At 65.2% G+C, this 23,008-nt stretch carries 22 protein-coding genes; 11 read left to right on the top strand and 11 right to left on the bottom strand.

Annotation, left to right across the window (positions count from 1 at the left end; translation table 11 throughout):
* Positions 1–79: 79 nt before the first annotated feature.
* Genes BM171_RS05205 through BM171_RS05215 form a run of 3 tightly spaced genes read right to left on the bottom strand, consistent with a single transcriptional unit; the run spans position 80 to position 5,825 of the window.
* The gene (locus BM171_RS05205; RefSeq protein ID WP_093010099.1) at positions 80–1,369 is read right to left on the bottom strand and encodes an MFS transporter; all 1,290 of its coding nucleotides are present in this window, start codon (positions 1,367–1,369) and stop codon (positions 80–82) included.
* Between the two features lie 57 nt (positions 1,370–1,426).
* On the bottom strand, positions 1,427–2,518 hold the full coding sequence (gene queA, locus BM171_RS05210) for a tRNA preQ1(34) S-adenosylmethionine ribosyltransferase-isomerase QueA (protein ID WP_093009781.1): 1,092 nt from the start codon (positions 2,516–2,518) through the stop codon (positions 1,427–1,429).
* A 25-nt stretch (positions 2,519–2,543) separates the two neighbouring features.
* Positions 2,544–5,825 (bottom strand): YhdP family protein, encoded by a 3,282-nt coding sequence (locus BM171_RS05215; protein WP_139218671.1) that lies wholly within the window; start codon positions 5,823–5,825, stop codon positions 2,544–2,546.
* Between the two features lie 107 nt (positions 5,826–5,932).
* On the opposite strand from BM171_RS05215, the gene BM171_RS05220 reads away from it, so the two are divergent.
* From BM171_RS05220 to BM171_RS05240, 5 genes are all read left to right on the top strand, one after another.
* Positions 5,933–6,394 (top strand): peroxiredoxin, encoded by a 462-nt coding sequence (locus BM171_RS05220; RefSeq protein ID WP_093009783.1) that lies wholly within the window; start codon positions 5,933–5,935, stop codon positions 6,392–6,394.
* Positions 6,395–6,430: 36 nt separating this feature from the next.
* Positions 6,431–7,237, top strand: coding sequence for a ferritin-like domain-containing protein (locus tag BM171_RS05225; protein ID WP_093009784.1), 807 nt, complete (start codon positions 6,431–6,433; stop codon positions 7,235–7,237).
* Positions 7,238–7,444: 207 nt separating this feature from the next.
* Positions 7,445–8,755 carry a M23 family metallopeptidase gene (locus BM171_RS05230; RefSeq protein ID WP_093009785.1) on the top strand — a complete coding sequence of 437 codons (1,311 nt, stop codon included), beginning with the start codon at positions 7,445–7,447 and terminating at the stop codon, positions 8,753–8,755.
* Complete coding sequence (locus BM171_RS05235) at positions 8,745–9,296, top strand: bactofilin family protein (protein ID WP_093009786.1); 552 nt, start codon at positions 8,745–8,747, stop codon at positions 9,294–9,296. The genes BM171_RS05230 and BM171_RS05235 overlap by 11 nt, the downstream gene beginning before the upstream one ends.
* A gap of 10 nt (positions 9,297–9,306) precedes the next feature.
* Positions 9,307–10,803 (top strand): MFS transporter, encoded by a 1,497-nt coding sequence (locus BM171_RS05240; protein ID WP_093009787.1) that lies wholly within the window; start codon positions 9,307–9,309, stop codon positions 10,801–10,803.
* Here BM171_RS05240 and BM171_RS05245 read toward each other — a convergent pair.
* The 4 genes from BM171_RS05245 to BM171_RS05260 form a co-directional block, all read right to left on the bottom strand.
* The gene (locus BM171_RS05245; protein ID WP_093009788.1) at positions 10,776–11,360 is read right to left on the bottom strand and encodes an HNH endonuclease; all 585 of its coding nucleotides are present in this window, start codon (positions 11,358–11,360) and stop codon (positions 10,776–10,778) included. The two genes, BM171_RS05240 and BM171_RS05245, sit on opposite strands and share 28 nt — an antisense overlap.
* A 184-nt stretch (positions 11,361–11,544) precedes the next feature.
* On the bottom strand, positions 11,545–12,210 hold the full coding sequence (locus BM171_RS05250) for an alpha/beta hydrolase (protein WP_093009789.1): 666 nt from the start codon (positions 12,208–12,210) through the stop codon (positions 11,545–11,547).
* Complete coding sequence (locus BM171_RS05255; protein WP_093009790.1) at positions 12,207–12,842, bottom strand: DNA-3-methyladenine glycosylase family protein; 636 nt, start codon at positions 12,840–12,842, stop codon at positions 12,207–12,209. Before BM171_RS05255 ends, BM171_RS05250 begins: the two co-directional genes overlap by 4 nt.
* Positions 12,818–13,468 (bottom strand): precorrin-6A/cobalt-precorrin-6A reductase, encoded by a 651-nt coding sequence (locus BM171_RS05260; protein WP_093009791.1) that lies wholly within the window; start codon positions 13,466–13,468, stop codon positions 12,818–12,820. Before BM171_RS05260 ends, BM171_RS05255 begins: the two co-directional genes overlap by 25 nt.
* Before the next feature lie 75 nt (positions 13,469–13,543).
* Between BM171_RS05260 and BM171_RS05265 the strand changes: the two genes are divergently transcribed.
* Complete coding sequence (locus BM171_RS05265; protein WP_093009792.1) at positions 13,544–14,749, top strand: MFS transporter; 1,206 nt, start codon at positions 13,544–13,546, stop codon at positions 14,747–14,749.
* Between the two features lies 1 nt (position 14,750).
* Here the strand turns inward: BM171_RS05265 and BM171_RS05270 are convergent, their stop codons facing one another.
* From BM171_RS05270 to cysS, 3 genes are read right to left on the bottom strand one after another with little or no spacing between them, the layout of a single operon-like run.
* The gene (locus BM171_RS05270; protein ID WP_093009793.1) at positions 14,751–15,521 is read right to left on the bottom strand and encodes a squalene/phytoene synthase family protein; all 771 of its coding nucleotides are present in this window, start codon (positions 15,519–15,521) and stop codon (positions 14,751–14,753) included.
* A 10-nt stretch (positions 15,522–15,531) separates the two neighbouring features.
* On the bottom strand, positions 15,532–17,172 hold the full coding sequence (gene cimA / locus BM171_RS05275) for a citramalate synthase (RefSeq protein ID WP_093009794.1): 1,641 nt from the start codon (positions 17,170–17,172) through the stop codon (positions 15,532–15,534).
* Positions 17,169–18,611 (bottom strand): cysteine--tRNA ligase, encoded by a 1,443-nt coding sequence (gene cysS, locus BM171_RS05280; RefSeq protein ID WP_093009795.1) that lies wholly within the window; start codon positions 18,609–18,611, stop codon positions 17,169–17,171. The genes cimA and cysS overlap by 4 nt, the downstream gene beginning before the upstream one ends.
* A 231-nt stretch (positions 18,612–18,842) precedes the next feature.
* On the opposite strand from cysS, the gene BM171_RS05285 reads away from it, so the two are divergent.
* The 3 genes from BM171_RS05285 to BM171_RS05295 all read left to right on the top strand — a co-directional run bounded on the left by BM171_RS05285 (position 18,843) and on the right by BM171_RS05295 (position 19,798).
* Positions 18,843–19,187, top strand: coding sequence for a TfoX/Sxy family protein (locus BM171_RS05285; protein WP_093009796.1), 345 nt, complete (start codon positions 18,843–18,845; stop codon positions 19,185–19,187).
* A gap of 63 nt (positions 19,188–19,250) precedes the next feature.
* Complete coding sequence (locus BM171_RS05290) at positions 19,251–19,424, top strand: YqaE/Pmp3 family membrane protein (protein WP_093009797.1); 174 nt, start codon at positions 19,251–19,253, stop codon at positions 19,422–19,424.
* Positions 19,421–19,798 carry a DUF4112 domain-containing protein gene (locus tag BM171_RS05295; protein ID WP_093009798.1) on the top strand — a complete coding sequence of 126 codons (378 nt, stop codon included), beginning with the start codon at positions 19,421–19,423 and terminating at the stop codon, positions 19,796–19,798. The genes BM171_RS05290 and BM171_RS05295 overlap by 4 nt, the downstream gene beginning before the upstream one ends.
* Positions 19,799–19,875: 77 nt before the next feature.
* On the opposite strand, the gene ndk is transcribed toward BM171_RS05295, so the two are convergent.
* Complete coding sequence (gene ndk, locus BM171_RS05300) at positions 19,876–20,298, bottom strand: nucleoside-diphosphate kinase (protein WP_093009799.1); 423 nt, start codon at positions 20,296–20,298, stop codon at positions 19,876–19,878.
* 148 nt (positions 20,299–20,446) lie between these two features.
* Between ndk and BM171_RS05305 the strand changes: the two genes are divergently transcribed.
* Positions 20,447–22,303, top strand: coding sequence for an ABC-F family ATP-binding cassette domain-containing protein (locus BM171_RS05305; RefSeq protein WP_093009800.1), 1,857 nt, complete (start codon positions 20,447–20,449; stop codon positions 22,301–22,303).
* Between the two features lie 45 nt (positions 22,304–22,348).
* Positions 22,349–22,981 carry a MarC family protein gene (locus tag BM171_RS05310; RefSeq protein ID WP_093009801.1) on the top strand — a complete coding sequence of 211 codons (633 nt, stop codon included), beginning with the start codon at positions 22,349–22,351 and terminating at the stop codon, positions 22,979–22,981.
* The last annotated feature ends 27 nt before the right edge of the window (positions 22,982–23,008 follow it).

Genomic DNA, 23,008 nt, shown 5'->3' on the forward strand with positions numbered 1-23,008 from the left:
CTCACTCCCTTCAGACCAATCCACTCACCCGAGTTCAGGGTAAACATGCGGCTTTTCGCACGAAAAATCACCTTTTATGTCAGGAAGGTGACAAAGCGCTTTCGTTCTCACGCGCCTCCTCCTCCTGGGCATTGTCCGCCTCCGCGGTCTCGATCGCCCAGTCCTGAGCCGCGCCGACCGCGACAACCGAAGCGTTGGGCATGACCGGAATGTAATCGTAGGTGTCGTCCGAGGCCGGCCGTCGCGTCGAGCGATAGAGTGCGTAAGCCGTCAGCAGCAGCATCGGAATCGCGATCAGCACGAAGAACGCATAGGCCCCGACCTCGGTCATCAGGTAGCCTGTCAGGATCGGGCCCGCGACCGCGAAGATGCCGTTGAGGAACTGCAGCCCCGCCGAGGCCGCGGCCATGTCGTCATAGTCGAGAAAGTCGTTCGTGTGGGCGATGAGCAGTGAATACAGCGGGTTGGCCGCCCCGCCGATCAGCACGGCGGAGATCGTGAGGATCGTGAAATTGTCGCTCATCACCGCGGCCAGCACCGCCGCGCCGCCGCCCATCGCCGCCACGAGCGAGATCAGGAGCCGGCGGTCCATACGGTCCGAGATCCAGCCGAGTGGATACTGGAAAAGCACTGCGCCTACGTAGAAGGCCGCAACGAAGATCGACGTCTGCGCCAGCGTCAGCCCCGCCTCCACCGCGAAGACCGCCGCCATGCCGTATTGCGCGGCGTAGACCGTGCCCATGAGCGCCATGCCCACGCAGCCGAGAGGCGATGACTTGAAAAGCGTCTTCAAAGTCATCCGCTTGGTCGTCTCGAAAGCAGGTGTCGGCGAGACCGTCAGAAGGATCGGAGCGAAGGCGAGCGAAACCAGCACCGAGGGGATCACGAAGAGCAGGAACCCGGTCGCGTCGGGCAGGTTCAGAATCGCCTGCGCGGCGATGATCCCGGCCATCTGCACGATCATATAGAGCGAGAGCGCCTGCCCCCGCGTCTCGTTCGTCGCCGAATTGTTGAGCCAGCTCTCCGCCGTCACGTAGAGGCTGCAGAACGCGAAACCGAGCACGATCCGACCCGCGATCCAGAACGGCGCATAGGGCAGCGCCGGGAACAGGATCAGCACCGCGGAGATGATCGAGCCGAGCGCGGCGAAGACCCGCACATGACCCACCCTCTGGATCATGCGCGGCGCGGTTTGCGAGGCGATGATGAAGCCGAGGAAATAGGCCGCCATGATGATCGACATCATGAAGGGCGAGAACCCTTCGGCCGCGCCGCGCACACCCAGAAGCGAGCCCTGGAGCCCGTTGCCGACCATCACGAGCGTCATGCCCAGAAGAAGCGCCCAGGACGAATTCAGAACCTGGATCATCGCGATCATCCCAGTATCGGAGTTATGCCGCGCCTTACCGTGATTCTGCCGGGCGGCTCAACGCGATAGGCGTCCATCCGTGGTCGCATTGCGACCCTGCATGTCGGGAATGAGCAGCGACGCGTCTCCGTAGGAAAAGAATCGATACCCCTCCGCGATGGCGTGATCGTAGATGCGCAGGATCCGCTCGCGTCCCATAAGCGCCGCGACCAGCATCATCAGCGTCGATTTCGGCAGGTGGAAATTCGTCATCAGCGCATCGGTGACGCGGAACTCGAAGCCGGGATAGATGAAGATGTCGGTATCGCCCTCGAAAGGCGCGATCACTCCGCTTTGCGCCGCCGTCTCGATCAGCCGCAAGGCCGTGGTGCCGACCGGGATGACACGGCCACCCGACGCTTTGGTCGCAGCGATCTCGGCCGCGGCCTCGGCGCTGACCTCTCCCCATTCGGCATGCATCCGGTGCGTGGTCACGTCCTCCACCTTCACCGGCAGGAAGGTGCCGGCACCGACATGTAAGGTGACATGCGTGAAGGTGACGCCGCGCGCCATGAGCGCCTCGAGAAGCGGCGCATCGAAATGCAGCGAGGCCGTGGGCGCGGCAACCGCGCCGGACCGCGCCGCCCATACCGTCTGGTAATCGTTCTTGTCTCGCGCATCGGCAGGGCGGCGCGCCGCGATATAGGGCGGCAGCGGCATGGCGCCGGCCTCGGACAGCGCCGCATCGAACGCCTCGCCCGCGAGATTGAACCTCAGCCGCCCCTGTCCGTCCGCTTTCGCTTCGAGAACGGCCGAAAGGTCGGACGAGAAGACGACCGTTTCGCCTTCGCGCAGCTTCTTCAGCGGCTTGACGAGCGCCGACCACGTCCCGTCCGCTTGCGGCTCGAGGAGCGTCGCCTCGATCCGCGCGCTGCTCTCGCCCTCCGCGCCCATGCGCCGCCGCTCCCCCGACAGGCGCGCCGGGATGACCTTGGTATCGTTCAGCACAAGCCGATCGCCGGGCCGAAGCCAGTCCGGCAGGTCCGAGACGACGGAATCGCTGATCCGGTCGCCCTCGGCCACAAGAAGCTTTGCCGACGAGCGCGGGCGCGCCGGCCGCGTCGCGATCCGGTCTTCGGGCAGGTCGAAATCGAAATCGGACAGTTTCATTGCGGCGGTCGCATCCCGGCGAAGATCAATTGCCCGCGGAGGCGTTCGGCGGCGGCCGCCGGAAGATCTCGCGGAACATGCCGGGTGTGAACACCGAAAGCGGATTGACCGCAACCCGAGGCTGCGCCGCGCTGCCCGTGACGTTGAAGTTGAACCCGAAGAGCCCCTCGCCCCGGCGCGTCAGCACTTCTCCAACGCCGTTCAGGAAGTAGATCGGCGAGAACACACCCTGCAGATCGAGCCGCCGGTTCGCAAGCCCGATATAGCCGTCGACCGAGATTCCCATGGAGGGGCCGACAGCCGACGCGCGCTCCACCACGACCTGCGAGGGTGTGAGGCGAAATGCCGAGGAAATGTCCGAGAAATAGATCCCGGGCCCTTCGAGCTGGTCGAGAATCCCGACTATGGACACCGCGTCGAGAAGCGCGCCGAGGGCGGGCGCGTTCCTCAGGCGCGCATCGGTCACGCTCAACCGTCCGTCGTATGTGCCCGCGGCCCCGCGCACCGGCACCAGCGTCAGGTCGAGCGCGCCATCGTCGATCTGTCCGAAGAGGCCCGTCGCCTCGAGAACGGCCCCGGCATTGTCCGATTGCAGGCGGATCGCCGTGCCGCCGTTCCGGGGCACCGCCGCGCCAGAGAGCCGTACGCCATCGCCGACAAGTCCCGAGGTGAAGGAGCCGTTGAGCCCGCCCGCCGCTTGAAACTCGCCGCGCAGATCGCTGAGGACGATTCCCTCGGTCACCGTCAGCCGATCGAGCGCCACCGAAAGCGGAACCCCCGCGCCTCCTCCGCCGCCGCCAGCACCGCCGAAGGTCGCGCGGCGCAGATCGAGCGAGCCGCCCCTTATTGCGATCGCCGGCGGCCGTCCGGCCCCGCGATTGGTCACCGCGACATTGCCCGAGAACCATCCTCCGACCGAAACCTGTGGAAGATCGAGCCGCTCGAAACCGCCAGACGGTGCAAGCGCGACGGCACCTTCTGCAGAGAGCCCCGCCCCCGAAAGCGCCAGTCGGTCGATGCTGATCTGGTCGCCAAGACGCCCCGACAGCGCAAACCGTCCTTGCTGACCTGTCCCGAGCGACCAGCCGATTGCCGGGATGGACAAGCCCACGCCCGCGAGGTTCGAGGTCAAGTCGAAGGACGGGGCCACGCCGTCCGACAGCGTCAGCTCGAACCGGCCCGGTCCTTCGCCTCGCAGAAATCCCTCTGGCAAGGTCACGCCGAACGCGCGCGCTGCGCTGTCCGACAAGCGCAGATCCGCAGTCACGGTGGCGGGCTGACCGGCCTCCGCGCCAAACGGCAGGCGGAACGTCCCTGAAAGCGGCACGCCCGACAGCGACGCCTGCCCAGACACGGTGAGCCCCGTCTCCGTCAACGCAACGTCGAGGCGCTCCGACGCCAGTATCCGGTTCGGCACGACAAGTCCGCTCTCGGCATTGGCGACGCTGCCCGCAAGATCGATGTCCATATCGGGCAGCCGGATGCCATCCCGGAGCGGCAGGCGAAGGGTGCCCGAGGCTGTCATGTCCCCTTCAACGAGCGCGACGGGACGGTTCGCTCGCTGCATGACGCGCAAGGGGTCGGCATCGAGAAAAGAGAGAAGCGCCGTCACAGATGAAGACGCGTTCAAGCGGACTTCCCCGGTCGCGGGCTTCTGCGACGCGTCGGCAATCACGAATTCGGTTCCGGCAAGGTCGATCCGCCCGCCCTGTTCGGGATTGGCGACCCCCGTCACCACGCTGACCGCGAGACGGTCGTCATGGATCACGAGTTGTCCGGTCGCGTCTTCCACAGGCGGCAGCGTGTCGGCAAACCGCACCCGCGCCTCTTCGAAACGCAGATCGAAATACCGCATCGGTGCGTCCATGCCGGGTGTGAAGCGCAGCGCCACCCTGGCGTCGCGCAACACCCCGTCCTCGACGTTCTGCGACACCCAGTTCCGTGTGCCCGGCGCGATCCGTCCGGGCCAATAGGTAATGATCTTGTCTGGCCGCGCATTGTCGAGCTGGGCATCGAGCGCAACTTCCCAGCCGTTGCCGCCGGCGCTGGCGCGTCCCGACGCTCGCAGCGGCATGTCCTCGTCGAAGACACGCAAACGCCCAAGGTCGAGCCGGAACGGATCGACGGACAGCCGCAGGTCCGCTTCCGCCCGCCCGACCTCGAGGGGCGCCTCGAATACGCCGTCGGGGTTGGTGACAAGATCGCTCAGTTCGAACTGTCCGACGAAGTCGCCATCCTCTGCAATGGTGACGCGGCCCTCCGCCTCGGCCCGGCCGAAGGCGCTATCGACGGCGATCTCGGTAAAGCGCAGGCTGCGGGTCTGCGGGATATATCCGAAGGCCGTCCGCGCGCCGGAGAAGCGGACGGGCTTGGCGCCGGGTGTCGGCTGGAGCGCACCCTCACCCATTGCCAGCGTGACGTCGAGACCACCGAGCGCTCCGGTCTCGGTCAGGTAGCCGCGCAGATCGCCGGTGATCGGCGCGCGGATCGCATCGAGCCAGGCTAGCGCGGGACTTTGCGTCGCGATATCGCCCGCGGCGAGGTTGTCGAGCGCCAGGCCGAAGCTCAGATCGCGGTCGCCGATGCCGCTTTCGGCGCTGATCTCGACCTGCCCGAGGCCGGTCTCACCGCCAAGAAGCGTCACGTCGCCGTCAATCCGAAGGGTTCCCAGACTGCGCTCGGCGACCAGCGCGCCGCCATCGGCGGTCCAGGTCCGTCCGGCGCGCGCATCGCTGTAAGACAACGTGATCGCATCGATCTCGACCCGGTCCAGCCCGGAAAGTAGCGGCGTGCCGAGCGCCTCGTCGATCCGGCCGATCACGGTGGGCAGGTCCGGACGCTCTTCCCCCGGCGTGATCCCGAAGCCGAGCGAGAACGCCCCGCCCGTGTCCCGCTCGAGCGTCAGAAGAAGCCCCGAGGCATCCGCCTCGCGCAGCGCCAGCCGCCGCTGCAGAAGATCCGGAACCGAGAGGCCCGCCCGAAGCGATCCGAGGCTGGCGATTTCCTGTCCCGTTCCCGGGTCGCTGAGACGCGCATTGATGAGACCCACCCGCAACAGCCCGTCGCTCAGCACCTGCAGGCGCAGATCGCTGAAGTCGAGGTCGATGCCCGGCAGCGCCGCTTCGGCGCGCGTCTCGATCTCTTCGCGCAGCCAGCCCGGCGCATCGATCGGCTTGCCCAGAAGCATCCAGCCGATCAGCAAAAGCATCGCGGCGAAAGACATCAACAGCCCGAGCGTCCATCCGCCGACACGGCGTGCACGCGACAGGATCGCGCGGGATCTGGGAGGATTTTGCGTCTCGCTCACTGGAAGGGTTGCCCCGGCGCCTTATTCTGCCTCACCTGTCAGGATAGAGCCCGTCGGCCCCGTTTGGAAACGGGGCATGGCGATCACAAGTTACAGGAGTAGATAAAATGCCAGAGATCGGCGACACGGCCCCCGACTTCACGCTCCCCGTCACCGGCGGCGGAGAGACGACGCTCTCGGATCTCAAGGGCGCGCCGGTGGTATTGTTTTTCTACCCACGCGACGACACGTCGGGCTGCACCAAGGAGAACGAGGACTTCACGCGCCTGATGCCCGAATTCGAGGCGGCAGGCGTCAAGGTCTTCGGCATATCGAAGGACAGTATCGCGAGCCACGACAAGTTCATGGAGAAGAAGTCGCTCGGCGTCCCGCTTCTGTCGGACGAGAATTCGGATGTCTGCGAAAGCTATGATGTCTGGAAGGAAAAGAAGATGTACGGCAAGACCTTCATGGGGATCGAACGGTCGACTTTCCTCATCGATGCCGAAGGCCGCATCGCCGAGATCTGGCCGAAGGTGAAGGTGCCCGGCCATGCCGAAGCGGTGCTGGAGCGCATCCAGACGCTCTGATAGGCGCGCGCCCGGCACGACAAGGGGACCGATCACATGGCGCTGACGCTTTCTGAAATGGCGGTGGATGTTTTGACCACCGCAGACGGACGCGAAAAGACTGCGAAATCTCGTAGTTACGCAGCCAGATGGTTCACGGCCCGTGCCGAGGGGGCGGAGATTCCCGTCGGGACGGCCGATCCGCCTCTGCGCCCCTCGCGTCCGTCCCGACCGGAGCTTCTCGATCCGCGCGATGTGCCCAAGCGCAAGCCTGGCAGCCCCGCGGGTCGGATCGCGCTTCTGCACGCGGTGGCGCATATCGAGCTGAACGCGGTCGATCTGCATTGGGACATCATTCCGCGCTTCGCAGGCACAGCGATGCCGCCGGGCTTCTACGATGACTGGGTCAAGGCTGCGGACGAGGAATCCAAGCATTTCAACCTGATGTGCGATTGCCTCGAAGCCGAGGGCAGCCATTATGGCGCCCTGCCCGCTCATGCGGGGATGTGGCGCGCAGCCGAGGATACGGCAGAGGATCTCTTCGGTCGTCTCGCGGTCGTTCCGATGGTGCTGGAGGCGCGCGGGCTCGACGTCACGCCAGGCATGATCGAGATCTTTCGGAAAGCTGGCGCGCATGATGCTGTTTCCGCGCTCGAGACGATCTACGCCGAGGAAGTCAGCCATGTCGCCTACGGCTCGAAGTGGTTTCACTATCTCTGCGGACGGCAGGAACTCGATCCGACGCCTCAATTCCACAGCCTTGTGCGGCGCTACTTCAAAGGCGCGCTGAAGCCTCCATTCAACGAGGAAAAGCGCGCAGAAGCGGGCCTGGCCCCCGACTTCTACTGGCCGCTTGCGCAGTAATTCGGCAGCGCGTTTCGACCTAAGTCTTAGGCCAAGCCCCGGAGGAATCGGCGGATTTTCGCCATTATGGCGCATTTCCGCCCGTTCTGGGGCGGCGAGCGCCCGAAAAAGTTGCGCCATCGGGAATGTGTGGGTAACCCCCTTTCCCAAGGTGCCGAGTTTGGGGAAACGAGCACTGCGATTGGGACGGGATAAGGACACGGACACGTGCGAACGAAGCTCGCGATCAAGCTCCACTCACTTCTGGAGCGTCATTTGCCGGAGCGTCGGCTCTTCCTGAAATCAGAAACGGATACTCGTTTCATCCGGTTACGCCCCGAGACGCAGGCCATTGCCGCGCTTGGAGGCACCGCCATCGTCGCCTGGACGATCATCGCCACCGCAGTTCTTCTGATGGACTCCATCGGCGCCGGAAGTTTCCGTGACCAGGCCCTCCGCGATCAGGTTACCTACCAGCAGCGCCTCAATGCTCTCTCCGACGAGCGCGACGCCCGCGCCGCCGAGGCGGTTGCGGCACAAGAGCGGTTCAATGCCGCGCTTGAACAGGTCTCTATCATGCAATCGGACCTGCTGGAGGCCCAGAACCGGGTCCGCGAGCTCGAGACCGGGCTCGATATCGTGCAGGCAACGCTCGGCAAGACGATGAAAGAGCGCGAAGCCGCACGCCAACAATATGCCGCGCTGAAAAGCGATCTCGACGACGATGGCGTTGCCACGGGCGGCGGCTCGGGCGAGAACGAGACCGTTGCGCTTTTGACCGACGCTCTGTCCCGCACCGCCGCCGAGCGCGATCAGGTCGTCGCCGATGCCGAGGACGCGCTCGTGCGCGCCGACGAGATGGCGACCGAAATCCGCCTCATGGAAGAGAAGAACGACATGATCTTCCGCCAGCTCGAAGAGGCGATGTCCGTGTCCGTGAAGCCGCTCGACAAGATGTTCGAAGCGGCCGGCATGGACCCCGACACGATCATCGGGCAGGTCCGCCGGGGATATTCCGGCCAAGGCGGCCCGCTGACGCCGCTCTCCTTCTCGACCCGTGGCGATGACCTCGGCGCGGACGCAGAGCGCGCCAACCGCATCCTCAACCAGATGGACCGGCTGAACCTCTACCGGATCGCGGCCCAGAAGGCCCCCTTCGCATCGCCGCTCAAGGATCCGTTCCGCTTCACGTCCGGTTTCGGCCGCCGTTGGGGGCGCCTCCATGCCGGCACGGATTTCGCCGCACCGCACGGAACCGCGATCTACGCCACCGCCGACGGCGTCGTCATCCACGCTGGCTGGCAGTCCGGCTATGGCCAACTGGTGAAGATCAAGCACGAGTTCGGCATCGAGACGCGCTACGCCCATAACTCGAAACTGTTCGTGTCCGAAGGCCAAAGGGTCTCGCGCGGGCAGAAGATTGCTGCTATGGGGAACACTGGACGGTCGACCGGTACCCACCTGCACTACGAAGTGCGCGTTGGCGGAACCCCCGTGAACCCCATGACCTACATCAAGGCTGCGAACGATGTTTTCTAAGAGCAAGATCAACGACCCGGCACCGAAGTCGGACGACCAGCGGTCGCCCGCGCAGGCCGAGACACCGAAACCCGCCGCGCCCGACTACAAGTCGGACTTCAAACCCTCCACCACGCCCAAGGCCAAGCCGCCCGCATCGGTCCTGTCCTCGGATCTGCACGTCCAGGGCAACCTCAAGACCTCTGGCGACATCCAGGTCGAGGGGACGGTCGAGGGCGACATCCGCGCGCATCTTCTGACCATCGGCGAGAGCGCCACGATCAAGGGCGAGGTCATCGCCGACGACGTGGTCATCAACGGCCGCATCGTGGGCCGTGTGCGCGGCCTCAAGGTCCGCCTGACCGCCACGGCGCGCGTCGAGGGCGACATTATCCACAAGACGATCGCGATCGAATCCGGCGCCCATTTCGAAGGCTCGGTCCAGCGCCAGGACGACCCGCTCTCGACCAAGGGCAAGTCGGGCGGCGCAGGTGCCGCGCCTGCGCAATCCGCACCTCAGCAGCCCGCCGCCGCCTCGAAGGCAGAGCAGCAGCCCAGCTGAGCCAATCGACATGACCGATCAAACGGCCCCTTCGCAGCCCGAAGGGGCCGTTTTCGATTCCACCCTCTGTGCCGCGCGCTCCCGCAAATACCTGCTTGTTGCAGCGATCCTTGCCTCGGCGCTCGGCTTCATCGACGGGTCGGTCGTGGCCATCGCCCTGCCAGCCATGCGTGAGACCCTGTCCGCCTCGCTGAGCCAGGCGCAATGGATGGCGAACGCATATCTTCTGACGCTGTCGTCGCTGATCCTCGTCGGTGGGGCGCTTGGCGACCGTTTCGGTATCGCGCGAATCTTCGGCGGCGGCATCGCGCTCTTCGTGCTGGCCTCGATCGGCTGCGCTCTCGCACCAAGCCCCGACGCACTGATCGGCGCGCGGAGCGTTCAAGGGATAGGCGCGGCGCTGATGGTGCCAGGCTCGCTCGCGCTTATCTCCGCCGCCTACCCCGCCGAGGACCGGGGCCGCGCGATCGGCGTCTGGGCCGCAGCCTCGGCGCTGACAACGGCCCTCGGGCCCGCCATCGGCGGCGCGGTGCTCAGTCTCTTCGGCGACACCGCGTGGAGGCTGATCTTCGCGGTGAACCTGCCGCTCGGCGGCGGCGCGCTCTGGCTTTTGTGGCGTTATGCGAGCGACGGACGACGGGAGCAAGGCAAACGCATCGACTGGCTCGGTGCAGGCCTCGCAACCGCCGGCCTTCTGTTCATCGCCTGGGGCCTGTCCGGTTCTGAACACGAGACCGGGACCAGGATCCGTTGGCCTCTCGCCGGTTTTGGGCTTCTCCTGTTTGCAAGCTTCATCGCCTCGCAGCGCTATCTGAGCCAGCCGATGGTTCCGCTCGGGCTTTTCCGCAACCCGGTTTTCAGTGCGGCGAACCTTCTGTCGTTCTTCCTCTACTACGCGCTGACTGCCATGCTTTTTTTCCTTCCAATGCTGATAATCGGAATCTGGCAGGTGCCGGAGGTGCTGACGGCACTCGCTTTCGTACCTCTGTCAATCTTCATCTCGACGCTCTCGCCACGCATGGGCAGGCTGGCGGGCCAGATCGGGCCGCGTCGCCCTATCGCGACGGGCTCGGCTCTGGTCGCGCTGGCCTATGGCGTCCTCGCGTTCGCGGCACCGCTCCAGGCATTCTGGTCGGCGGTGATCCCGGCGATGGCGCTCGCCGGTCTCGGAATGGCTTGCGTCGTCGCGCCCCTGTCGACGGCAGTGATGGGGGCGGTTCCGGGCGATCAGACAGGTACGGCCTCTGGGATCAACAACGCCGTGACCCGCGTCGCGGGCCTCGTCGCCGTGGCGCTCTCCGGCGCGGTCGCGGCCACGGTTTACAAGGGCACAGGCGGCGCGTTCAGCTTCGCGGAAGCGTCAGAGGCCGGCGATCCAGCCCATGTCGCCGCATCGAATGCCGGCTTTCAGGCGGTCGCGGGCTCGGCGGCGCTCCTTGCGCTCGCCAGCGCCGTCGTCGCCTGGTTCGGGCTGGAAGATCAGGCCTCGAGCTCCGCGTCCCAGTAGAGGAAATCGAGCCAGCTGTCATGCAGGTGGTTCGGCGGAAACTTCCGGCCCATGTTCCGCAGCTCCTCCGCGCCCGGCTGGCGGGGCGGCTTCTGCAACGACAGGCCCGAACGGTGCAGGCTTTTGGAGCCCTTCCGCAGGTTGCAGGGCGCGCAGGCGGCGACCACGTTCTCCCAGCTTGTGATACCGCCCGAGGCGCGCGGCACGACGTGATCGAAGGTCAGCTCGCCCTTCGATCCGCAATACTGGCAGCGGAATTCGTCCCTCAGAAAAAGATTGAAGCGCGTGAAGGCCACGCGCTTCTGAGGTTTGACGAAATCTTTCAGGACCACGACGCTCGGTATCCTGAGACTCATCGAGGGGCTTCGCACCACCTCGTCGTATTCCGCGATGATATCGACCCTGTCGAGGAAGGCTGCCTTCACCGCCTCCTGCCAGGGCCAGAGGCTCAGCGGATAATAGGAAAGCGGCCTGTAATCCGCGTTCAGCACAAGCGCGGGATGCTGCCTGAGGCTACCCGGCTCGCGCACGAAATGTGTTCTGAAATCGCCATCCATCGGAGGACTCGTCCTTCGCCCTGTCTGCTCGTCTCAAGCACCAGAGCGGGGAGCCCCGCCCCAGCCACATCATCACTATATATCGCGGGTCGCCTCTGGCAAGCCTCGCTAGATACAGTGTTACTGCGGAGAACTAAGGCGATTCCGTAACGCCTCTGTAACAGGCAAGGACCGCGCGCGCTGTTCAGAAGTTGCACTTGTCCCGCAGGAAGGCCAGCGCGACGCCGAGGCCTTCGGGGTCGATGCCATGCGCGGTGCCCTTCATGACGTGACCGTAGACCTCGCTCCAGCCTGCGCTTTGCAGCGCCTCGGCGGCTTCGGGCATGGATTGCGGCGGCACGACATCGTCCTGATCGCCGTGGACGAGCAGGACCGGCGGGCGTGAGACGGCCTCGTCGGCCAGAAGATCGGGCTCGAGCAGACGGCCCGAGAAGCCGACGATCCCGGCGACCGCGTCTTCTCGGCGCGGCGCGACCTGAAGCGCCATCATCGTGCCCTGGCTGAAGCCGAAGAGCGCGACCTGTTCGGGCATCACGTCCTCGTCGACCATCAGGGAATCGAGAAACGCATCGAGGTCTGCAGCCGCGGCGCGCATCCCGGCCTCGCTGTCTTCCTGGCTCGACCCGTCGATCCACGGGATCGGAAACCACTGGAAGCCGAACGGCGCACCGGCGCAGGCTTCGGGCGCGTCTGGCGCAAGGAACAGCGTGTCCGGCAGATGCTCGGCCAGGGGATCGGCCAAACCCAGCAGGTCCGCGCCATTTGCGCCATAGCCATGCAGGAACACGACGACCGACCGTGTTTCCCCAGAGGCTGGCTCTTTCCGTCCGGCTTGCAGAACCCGTGTCATGCGATGCCCTCTCTATCCTTTGCAACATGGTAGTAGGCCCAGAGCGCGCGGGCCGCAACCGATCGCCAGGGCGACCAGGCCTCGGCCATCTGCCGCAAGTCCTTCTCGCGCGGACGGGTCTCGAGCCCGAATAGAACGCGCGCGGCTTCCTGAAGCGCAAGATCGCCTGGCGCAAAGACATCCGCGCGCCCGAGCGAGAACATCGCGTAGATCTCGGCGGTCCAGACGCCGATCCCTTTCACTTCGGTCAGCGTCGCGACCACCTCGTCGGTGGGCGCCGTTCGGAGGGAGGCGTAGTCGATCCGCGCATCGGCCAGCGCCTTGGCATAGCGCGCCTTTTGCCGCGACAGTCCAATCGCGCGCAGGTCGTCCTCGCTTGCAGCGCGGATCCGGGCCTCATCGACGAAGCCCGCCTCCTCGACGCGGCCCCGGATCGCGCGCGCGGAGGCGACAGAGACCTGCTGACTGATGATCGCGTTCAAGAGCTGGTCGAACCCGTCCGGGTTGCGGCGAAGCGGCAATGGACCCGTGGCCTCGAGCGCCTCGGCGAAGCGCGGCTCGTTCGCGGCAAGCCAGTCCGCGCCTTCCGCGACGCAGGCGTCGGTTTCTATGATCCGGCCGATACGAGCCATGAGGCGGCCTCCTGCACTGTACGCACGCGCCTTCCCGGCGGTGCCGGAGCGCGCGCAATCAGGATGACGGGAATGTTGAGGCGGCGCGCGGCTGCGAGCTTGGGATACGACCCTTCACCACCAGCGTCGCGGGTGATGAGCAGATCGATTCCGAGCCGCCGCATCAGCGCCATCTCGGAGCCGATGGTGAACGGCCCTTCACCGGGCAGCATCACCGCGCCTTGCACCGGAGGGCGGGCGCGTCCGCTGCGCCGACGAATGAAGAGCCGCGCATGGGCGAAGCGGCTGAGCGCGGCGTAATCCTCGCCACCGGTCGTCGCCAAGACGCGCGCGCCGCGCGGAACCAATGCCGACGCCGCACGCAGATGGCGCAGGCGGATCCACCGATCTCCGGGCCGTGGCGCGTAGCCGGGCCGTTCGAGACGCAGATAGGGCAGCCCGCGCGCGTTCGCCGCCCGCCAGCTCCGCCAGTGCCCGGCACGGTCCATCGGGTGGCGTGCATCGACAAGCGCGCGGATACCATGCGGCACAGCATCCTCGGGATAAAGCCTTACCGCGTCCGGGCAGAGGCGCAGCAGCGCCGTTCCCTCGGCACTTCCGACAATGATCGCGGCAGGATCGTTCATGCCGAAGATCTATCGCGGCACGGATCGGAACGCCATGACTTGCCGCCGCTCGCACGGAGGTCTAGCAACAGGGCCATGAGTGAGACCCGCGCCAAGAGAAACGTCGCCGTCCTCGTCGCTGCACAGGCGATCCTCGGGGCGCAGATGCCGATGATCTTCATCGTCGGCGGCCTGGCGGGCCAGTCGCTCGCCTCGAATGTCTGTTTCGCGACGCTGCCGATTTCTCTCATCATCGTGGGCTCGATGGTCTCGGCCTCGCCCCTGGCAAGCTTCATGCAGGTCTTCGGCCGCCGCGCGGGCTTTTTCGTCGGCGCCGCAGGCGGCGCGCTTGGCGGGGCGATCGGAGCGCTCGGCCTCTGGCTTGCCTCCTTTCCGATCTTCCTCGCGGGCTCCTTCCTGACGGGCGTCTATTTCGCGGCGCATAACTTCTATCGTTTCGCCGCCGCCGACACGGCTTCCGAGGCGTTCCGGCCCAAGGCAATCTCCTACGTGCTCGCAGGCGGTCTGATCTCGGCTCTGATCGGCCCTCAGATCGTGAAACTGACCTCCGAAGCCTATGTCATCCCGTTCCTCGGCACCTATGCGGCGGTGATCGCGGTGAACGTGCTGGGCTCGGGATTGTTCTTCTTTCTCGATATCCCGAAACCCGCGAAACCCGCCGAGGATGCACCGGTCGGTCGGACGCGGCGCGAGCTGGTGCAAAGCCCTCGCATCGCGGTTGCGATGATCTGCGCGATGGTTTCTTACGCGCTGATGAACCTCGTGATGACGTCGACCCCGCTTGCGGTCGTGGGGTGCGGCTTCGCGCAGGCGGATGCCGCGAACATCGTCTCGGCACACGTGCTGGCCATGTACGTGCCGTCCTTCTTCACCGGCCATGTCATCGCGCGGCTCGGTGTCGAGAAGGTCATGGGCCTCGGCCTTGCAATCCTCGCGGCGGCGGGCGTCGTGGCACTCTCGGGCGTCGAGCTTGCGAATTTCTACGTGGCGCTGATCCTGCTTGGGATCGGCTGGAATTTCGGCTTCATCGGCGCAACGACGATGCTCTCGGGCGCACATCGCCCCGAAGAGCGCGGCCGCGTGCAGGGCCTCAACGACGTCGTGGTCTTCGGCGGCGTAACGGTGGCGTCGCTCGCCTCGGGCGGCTTGATGAATTGTTCGGGCGGCACGGCAGAGGCCGGATGGGCAGCGGTAAATATCGCGATGCTGCCGCTTCTGACGCTGGCCGGTGCGGCGCTCATCTGGCTCGCGCTCCGTCCGCGCCGCCAGCCCGCCGAATAGGCTAGAACCGGCCCGTTGCCTTCATCAGCGCGAGCCGCGCCGCGCTTTTCGCAGGGCCAGGCGCGAGCGTGCCGTCCTTGACGCGCTCCGGCGCGCGGGCCGCGGCTTTCAAGACGGGCTCTGCCTCCCATGTCGCGAGAAAGGCAGGCCGCGCCTCTTTCGAGATGCGGCCATGCCGTGCCTGGCGCAACCGCTCCAGCCCGCCTCTGGCCAGGGCCGCGACGGCTTCGGGGCGGCCGTCCACCATCGGCTGGCGCCCCTTCGATTCGAGTTCGGGGATCGCGCGGAAGAAGGCCGCGAGGCCCGCCGCATAACCCGCATCAAGGGCAGCGGCCTCGTCCACCGGCCCCAGACTCGATGCGGCAGCCAGCAGGAGGAGCCCACCCGTCTCCTCGATATAGCGATGGAAATGAGCGTCGTCCTCGAACGGCTCCGGGTAGAGATCCCAGCGCCGGGCACCGACGAGGCGATCGAGACGCGCCGCCATACCCGGGGCGAGCGACAGTGCCAGCGGCGTGACGACGTCGTGCCGCCGGACCATGCCGCCCTCGGCAATCTCGGCCAGCGCATCGCGCCACCATTGCAGGCGCATTTCGCCGATCATCGCCTCGGAGGTGACCCAGGGCGCGCGCGCGACCTCGAGGTTGAAGGCATAGATCGGGAACAGCACGGCACGCGCCGCCACCGGCGCGGCCATGACCGCGCGGAAACGGCCGGGATCGCCACGCTCCACCGCGGCGGCGCAGGATGTCAGATCGTCATCGAAGTCCATGAGGGCTCAGCTAGGCCCGCACGGCGCTCTGGGAAGGTGCGTCAACGACATCGCGGCAGAGCTTCCAGTTCACCGCGTCGATCAGCGCCGAAAACGAGGCATCGACGATATTGGCCGAGACGCCCACGGTCGACCAGCGCCGCCCCGCCCCGTCCTCGCTATCGATGATGACGCGGGTCACGGCCTCGGTGCCGCCTTGAGTGATCCGCACCTTGAAGTCGACGAGGCGCATATCCTCGATCATCTCCTGATACGGGCCCAGATCCTTAGCCAGCGCCTTGGCGAGCGCGTTCACCGGCCCGCGATCACCGCCGGTCTCATCCATCGACTCGCTGACCGAAAGCTTCTTCTCGCCGTCGATCTTCACGACGACCACGGCCTCCGAAAGCGAGACCATCTTGTTGTATTTGTTTTTCCGCCGCTCGACCGAGACACGGTAACGCTTGACCTCGAAGAAGTCCGGCACGAGGCCGAGCTCTTCGCGCGCCAGCATCTCGAAGGAGGCTTGCGCGGTGTCATAGGCGTATCCCTCGTCCTCCCGCGCCTTCACCGTGTCGAGGATGCGGCCAAGCGCCGGATCGTCCTCGGCGACTGCAATTCCCGCCTCGGCCAGCCGCCGCTTGAGGTTCGAGCGCCCCGCCTGGTTCGACATCGGCACGACGCGGGCATTGCCGACGCTCTCGGGCGGGACGTGTTCGTAAAGGTCGGGTGCCTTCACAACGGCGGATGCATGCAGCCCCGCCTTGTGCGCGAAGGCAGAGGCCCCGACGTAAGGAAGTTGTTTCATCGGCACGCGGTTCAGCACGTCGTCGAGCATCCGGCTCACCCGCGTCAGCCCCGCGAGCGCCTCGCGGGTGACACCGGTCTCGAAACGGCTGGCATAAGGTTCTTTCAACAGCAGCGTTGGCAGAAGCGAGACGAGATTAGCATTGCCGCAGCGCTCCCCGAGCCCGTTGAGCGTTCCTTGGATCTGCCGCGCGCCTGCATCGATGGCGGCGAGCGATCCTGCGACCGCCATCTCGGTGTCGTTGTGGGTGTGGATGCCGAGACGATCCCCCGGAAGACCGGTCGCGACGAGATCGGAGACGACCTCCCCGATCCGCACCGGCAGCGTGCCGCCATTGGTGTCGCACAGAACCGCCCAACGCGCTCCGCCTTCGAGCGCCGCCTCTAGGCAGGCCCGCGCATAACCGGGATCGGCGGCATATCCGTCGAAGAAATGCTCCGCGTCGAACAGCGCCTCGCGCCCCTCGGCCACGCAATGGGCGATGGAGGCGCGAATATTCTCGAGATTTTCCTCGCGGCTTATCCCGAGCGCGGCCTCGACATGGTAGGGATGCGACTTGCCGACAAGGCACACGGCGGGCGTGCGCGCGTTGAGGACGGCGGCGAGCACGTCGTCATTCGCCGCCGACCGCCCTGCCCGCTTGGTCATCCCGAAAGCGGTCATGGTGGCACGCTCGGTGCGCGCCGTCTCGAAGAAGGCGCTGTCCGTGGGGTTCGCACCGGGCCAGCCGCCCTCGATATAGTCGAGCCCCAGCCCGTCGAGCGCGGCGGCGATCTTGAGCTTTTCGGGGGTGGAGAATTGCACCCCTTGCGTCTGCTGCCCGTCGCGGAGCGTGGTGTCGAAAAGGGAGAGGCGTTCGGTCATTGGAGAGCCTCCAGCTTGGCCGGGTCGAAGTCGGGGCCGGGCACGAGTTCAACGCCTTCTTTCGACATGCGGACCTCGACGCCGGCGTCGATGAGCATCGCTTTCAGGCGGTCGACCTCGGAGAAATCTTTGGTTTCCTTGGCTTCGATGCGTTCTTGGACCAAACGCAATTCCCAATGATCTAAATTACTTACCACGGGTTGTGCCGCCTTCGCATTTGCCATTTTGACCAAATCAAAACCCAATGCTTGAGCGCTCGCCACGAACACTTGGCGTTCTTTAAATTGCTTCTCATAGGAAAGGCTAAGAAATTCTGGGCTATTATCCACAAAACGCGCTATTCGCTTCAAATTAGTTAATGCGAATGAGGTGTTGAGATCATCGGACAATGCTTCAAGGATTTGTTCGTCACATTTCGACTGATCTGTTTCGGAGTTCATTAACTCAGGATCAGACAATACGATATTAATCCACGCACTAGTTTCACGGTCCGCCTCGCGCCGCTTCTCCGCCGTCCAATCCATCGGCTTGCGATAATGCGTCGAGAGGAACACGAAGCGGATCACCTCGCCCGGCACGCCCTGATCGAGCAGATCCCGCACCGTGAAGAAATTGCCCAAGGACTTGGACATCTTCTTGCCCTCGACCTGCAGCATCTCGTTGTGCACCCAGAAATTCGCAAAATGGCCCTCGGGATGCGCGCAGGAGCTTTGCGCGATCTCGTTCTCGTGGTGGGGAAACATCAGATCGTTGCCGCCGCCGTGAATGTCGAAGCTTTTTCCAAGGAGCGCATCGGCCATCGCGGAGCACTCGATATGCCAGCCTGGCCGGCCCCGGCCCCAAGGGCTCTCCCATCCGGGCGTGCCCTCTTCGGCGGGCTTCCAAAGGACGAAATCCATCGGGTTCTCTTTGTAGGGCGCCACCTCGACCCGCGCGCCCGCGATCATGTCGTCGATGCTGCGGCCCGAGAGCTTTCCGTAAGCCTTGTAGCTTTCCACCTTGAACAGCACGTGCCCCTCGGCGGCGTAGGCATGACCCTTCGCGATCAGATCCTCGATCATCGCGATCATCTCGCCGATATAGCCTGTCGCGCGCGGCGCATGGGTCGGCTGGAGCGCGCCGAGTGCGCCCATATCCTCAAGGAACCAGCCGATCGTCTCTTCGGTGATCTCGCCGATCTCGCGGCCGGTCGCGGCGGCCCGCGCGTTGATCTTGTCGTCGACATCGGTGAAATTTCGCACATAGGTCACGTGCTCTTCACCGTAGACATGCCGCAAAAGCCGGTAGAGCACGTCGAACACCACGACGGGGCGCGCATTGCCCAAATGAGCACGGTCGTAAACCGTCGGCCCGCAGACATACATACGCACGTTCTCGGGGTCGATCGGCTCGAACCGCTCTTTCCGGCGCGTCTTGGTGTTGTGAAATGTCAGGTCCATGCGAGCCTCAAACCTCGGGCGTCCTCTCGGAGGCGGGCTCTAGCAGCTTCGTTTTGGAAGTCGAACGAAAGACGGCCCGCCGGTGGATCAGCGGATAATGCAACAGATGATGGTGATGCGCGCCGTGTTCATGGGGCGGGCTTAGCGCTCGCGAAGGAGTGAGGCAAGGGAATTGTCGCGGGCACTGCGCCGGGGCAAGATCATTGGACGACACGCGAGGGCAGCTGCGCCATGACCGCCATTTCCTCCATCCGCAATCTCGGCCCCGCCGTCGAGCGGGACTGCGCCCGCGCGGGCATCCATGATGCGGAAACCTTGCGGGCAATCGGGGCGCATGAAGCTTACGGCCGGATGATCGAGGCCGGGATCCGCCCGCATTTCATCGGCTACTACGTGCTTGTCATGGCGCTGCAGGGACGGCCCTGGAATGATTGCAAAGGGGCGGAGAAAGAGGCACTTCGGATAGAGTTCGACAGGCTCAAGGCCGAGCGGCGGGGCAGCGGCTCGGGACTGCCCGACGCGCTGGCAGAGGCGCTCGACCGGATCGGGGTACGGCCCGCCCGAACGCAGCGGTAGCGCGGAACTGGCACTGTGCAAGCGACGTTAATTCCCAAACGCAGCCATTATCCGGAGTTCGACATGGACCTTGTCCGCATCATTCTCGCAATCATCCTCCCGCCGCTCGGCGTCTTCCTGCAGGTGGGCCTCGGCAAGCATTTCTGGATCAATATTCTTCTGACGCTTCTGGGCTACATCCCAGGCATCGTGCACGCCGTCTGGATCATCGCACGGACGGGCCCCCGCTCCGTATGAGCCGAGAGAGTGACTTCCGCGCGCTGGAGAAGGTGGAACGTTGGGCCAACCGAATGGACCGAGCCTTCCGCATTCCCGGCACGCGCATCAGGTTCGGCTGGGATTCGATCGTCGGTCTGATCCCGGGTCTCGGCGACACAGCAGCGGTCGCGCCTGCCGCGTACATTATCTCGACTGCACACCGTGTCGGTGCGCCATCGCACCTACTCGTGCGCATGGGCGCGAATGTCGGTGTCGACTGGCTCGTCGGGCTTGTGCCGCTGGCAGGTGACATCCTCGACGTCGGCTACAAGTCCAACACCCGCAATGCGCGGCTTTTGCGCGCCCATCTTGAAGAGCGGCACGGACCTGCAGGCATGAAAACGGTCAACTGACCGGCGCAGCCACGACAAAGAGAAAGGGGCGCCCCGCAAGGCGCCCCTTTCCCATTTCCTGTCCCTCGGAAGCTTGTTCAGCCGACGATCTCGAGACCCGAGAAGAAGAAGCTGATTTCTTCTTTCGCCGTATCGGGCGCGTCCGAGCCGTGGACGGAGTTTTCACCGACGCTCTCTGCGAATTCTGCGCGGATCGTGCCGGCATCAGCGTCGGCCGGGTTGGTCGCACCCATCACTTCGCGGTTCTTCGCGATGGCATTATCGCCTTCGAGCACCTGCACCACGACCGGCGCGGAGGCCATGAATTCGCACAGCTCGTCGTAGAAGGGGCGCTCCTTGTGGACGGCATAGAAGGCACCGGCCTGCGCCTTGGAAAGCTGGATACGCTTCTGCGCGACGATGCGCAGGCCCGCTTCCTCGAACTTGGCATTGATCTTGCCGGTAAGGTTCCGCTTGGTCGCGTCGGGTTTGATGATCGACAGGGTGCGTTCGGTTGCCATCTTGGCCTCTCTTGGTTCTGTCCGGAGGGCCGCATGCCTTCCGGGATTCTGTGGTCGCGCTGCGCATACCATGCAGGGAAGTGGTTGCAAACCTCACTCGCGCGAAGCCGTCTTTCGGTGCCGCGCCCCCTCTGCTAGAGCGCAGCTCATGTTGACGATCTCGAACCTCTCCTTCTCGATGGAAGGCCGCCCGCTATTCGAAGGCGCGACCGCGACGATCCCCGCCGGGCACAAGGTGGGCCTGGTCGGTGCGAACGGCACCGGCAAGACGACCCTGTTCCGGCTGATCCGCGGCGAACTCGCGCTCGATGGCGGCGACATCGAACTGCCGCGCGGTGCCCGGATCGGCGGCGTCGCGCAGGAAGCGCCTGCGAGCGAGGCCTCGCTCATCGAGACCGTGCTTGCCGCCGATGCCGAACGCGCCTCGCTGATGGCAGAGGCCGAGACGGCAACCGACGGGACGCGCATCGCCGAGGTGCAGACGCGCCTTGCCGATATCGACGCCTGGTCCGCCGAGGCGCGGGCCGCGACGATCCTCAAGGGGCTCGGCTTCGACGAAGAGGCGCAGGCGATGCCGTGCCGGGCTTTCTCGGGCGGCTGGAGGATGCGCGTGGCGCTCGCGGGAGTTCTGTTTTCCGCGCCCGATCTTCTGCTTCTCGACGAGCCGACAAACTATCTCGACCTCGAGGGCGCGCTCTGGCTCGAGAGCTACCTTGCGCGCTATCCGCACACGGTCATCATCATCAGCCACGACCGAGGGCTGTTGAACCGCGCGGTCGGTAGCATCCTGCATCTGTCAGAGAAGACGCTCACCTTCTACCAGGGGTCCTATGACCAGTTCGCGCGCCAGCGCGCCGAGAAACGCGCGCATCTTGCCGCTGCCGCGAAAAAGCAGGAGGCGCGGCGCGCGCATCTGAAATCCTATGTGGACCGTTTCCGCTACAAGGCCGACAAGGCGCGGCAGGCGCAGTCGCGCATCAAGATGATCGAGAAAATGGAATCGATCAGCCTTCCCGAGGATGCCGAGCGGCGCGTCTTTTCCTTCCCCGAGCCCGAGGAGCTTTCCCCGCCGATCATCAACATGGAAGGCGGCTCGACCGGCTATGGCGAGACGACGATCCTGTCCCGGCTCGATCTCAGGATCGACCAGGACGACCGGATCGCGCTTCTGGGGCGGAACGGCGAGGGCAAATCGACCCTGTCGAAACTTCTGTCGGATCGCCTGCCACTTTTCAGCGGCAAGATGACCCGCGCCTCGAAGCTGCGGGTCGGCTATTTCGCGCAGCATCAGGTCGACGAGCTGCACCTCGATGAGACGCCGCTGGCGCATCTGGCGCGCGAGAGACCCGCCGAGGCCCCGGCCAAGCTGCGCGCGCGGCTTGCGGGCTTCGGTCTGCAGGCGGCGCAGGCCGACACCGAGGTCGGACGGCTGTCAGGCGGGCAGAAAGCACGGCTTTCACTCTTGCTGGCGACGCTCGATGCACCGCACATGCTGATCCTCGACGAACCGACGAACCACCTCGACATCGAGAGCCGGGAAGCGCTGATCGAGGCGCTCAACGCCTATACCGGCGCAGTGATCCTCGTGAGCCACGACATGCACCTTCTGGGTCTGGTCGCGGATCGGCTCTGGCTCGTCGGAGGCGGCACCGTGAAACCTTATGACGGCGATCTCGAGAGCTATCGCAAGATGCTTCTTGGGCAGGACAAGCCGGCCGAGAAGACGGCGGCCAAGGCAAAGCCCGTGGCTGCCAAACCTTCGCGCGACGAGATCCTGGCGCTCCGCTCCGAAGTGCGGAAATGCGAGGCGCGCGTCGAGAAGATCGAGGAGATGCGCGAGAAACTCGCCGCGAAGCTCGCCGATCCCGATCTCTACGAGAGTGCCCGCGCGGGCGAACTCGCGACGTGGAATCGCAAATACGCCGAGGTGATGGATGGCTTGAGCCGCGCCGAAGCGCTGTGGGTCGCGGCACAGGAAAAGCTCGACAGCGCGCAAAACGTCTGACGGCGCGGCCTTGCCTGACAGGCGTTGCAGGCTTATGCGGCGGGCATGGATCTCGCGCTCGCCCTCTCTGCCTTCACGACGCTGTTCGTCGTCATCGACCCGATCGGAACGACCCCCGTCTTCATCGCCGTCACGCGCGGTATGAGCCGGAAGACTCGCCGCGCGGTCGCCATTCGATCCTGCCTGATCGCCGCGTCGATCCTGTGTCTCTTCGCCTTCGCGGGCGAGGCTGTTCTGAGCTTTGTCGGCATCACCATGCCCGCCTTCCGCATCGCGGGCGGGCTGCTGCTGTTCTTGACCGCCCTCGACATGCTGTTCGAACGCCGCACCAAACGCCGCGACGCCACCGCCGAGGAAGCCGAGGACGATGTGCCCGATCCCTCGGTCTTCCCGATGGCGATCCCGCTTCTGGCCGGTCCCGGCGCGATCACTTCGGTCATCCTGCTGGTCAGCCGGGCGGGCGATACGACCGAGCTCGTCACGGTGCTTGGCGTGATGTTCGGGGTTCTCGCCATCGCGCTCGTACTGCTGTTGTTGTCGGGCGTGATCGAGCGGGCGCTCGGCAAGATCGGCATCACCGTGGTGACGCGGCTTCTCGGCCTGCTCCTTGCCGCGCTCTCCGTGCAATTCGTTGCGGACGGGCTGCTGGCCTTCGGGTTCGGAACACCGCCGGTCTGATCTTTTCGCAAGCCGGGCGAACGCCTA

Origin of the sequence: Roseivivax halotolerans (genome assembly GCF_900115815.1) — a bacterium.
Taxonomy (GTDB): Bacteria; Pseudomonadota; Alphaproteobacteria; order Rhodobacterales; family Rhodobacteraceae; genus Roseivivax; species Roseivivax halotolerans.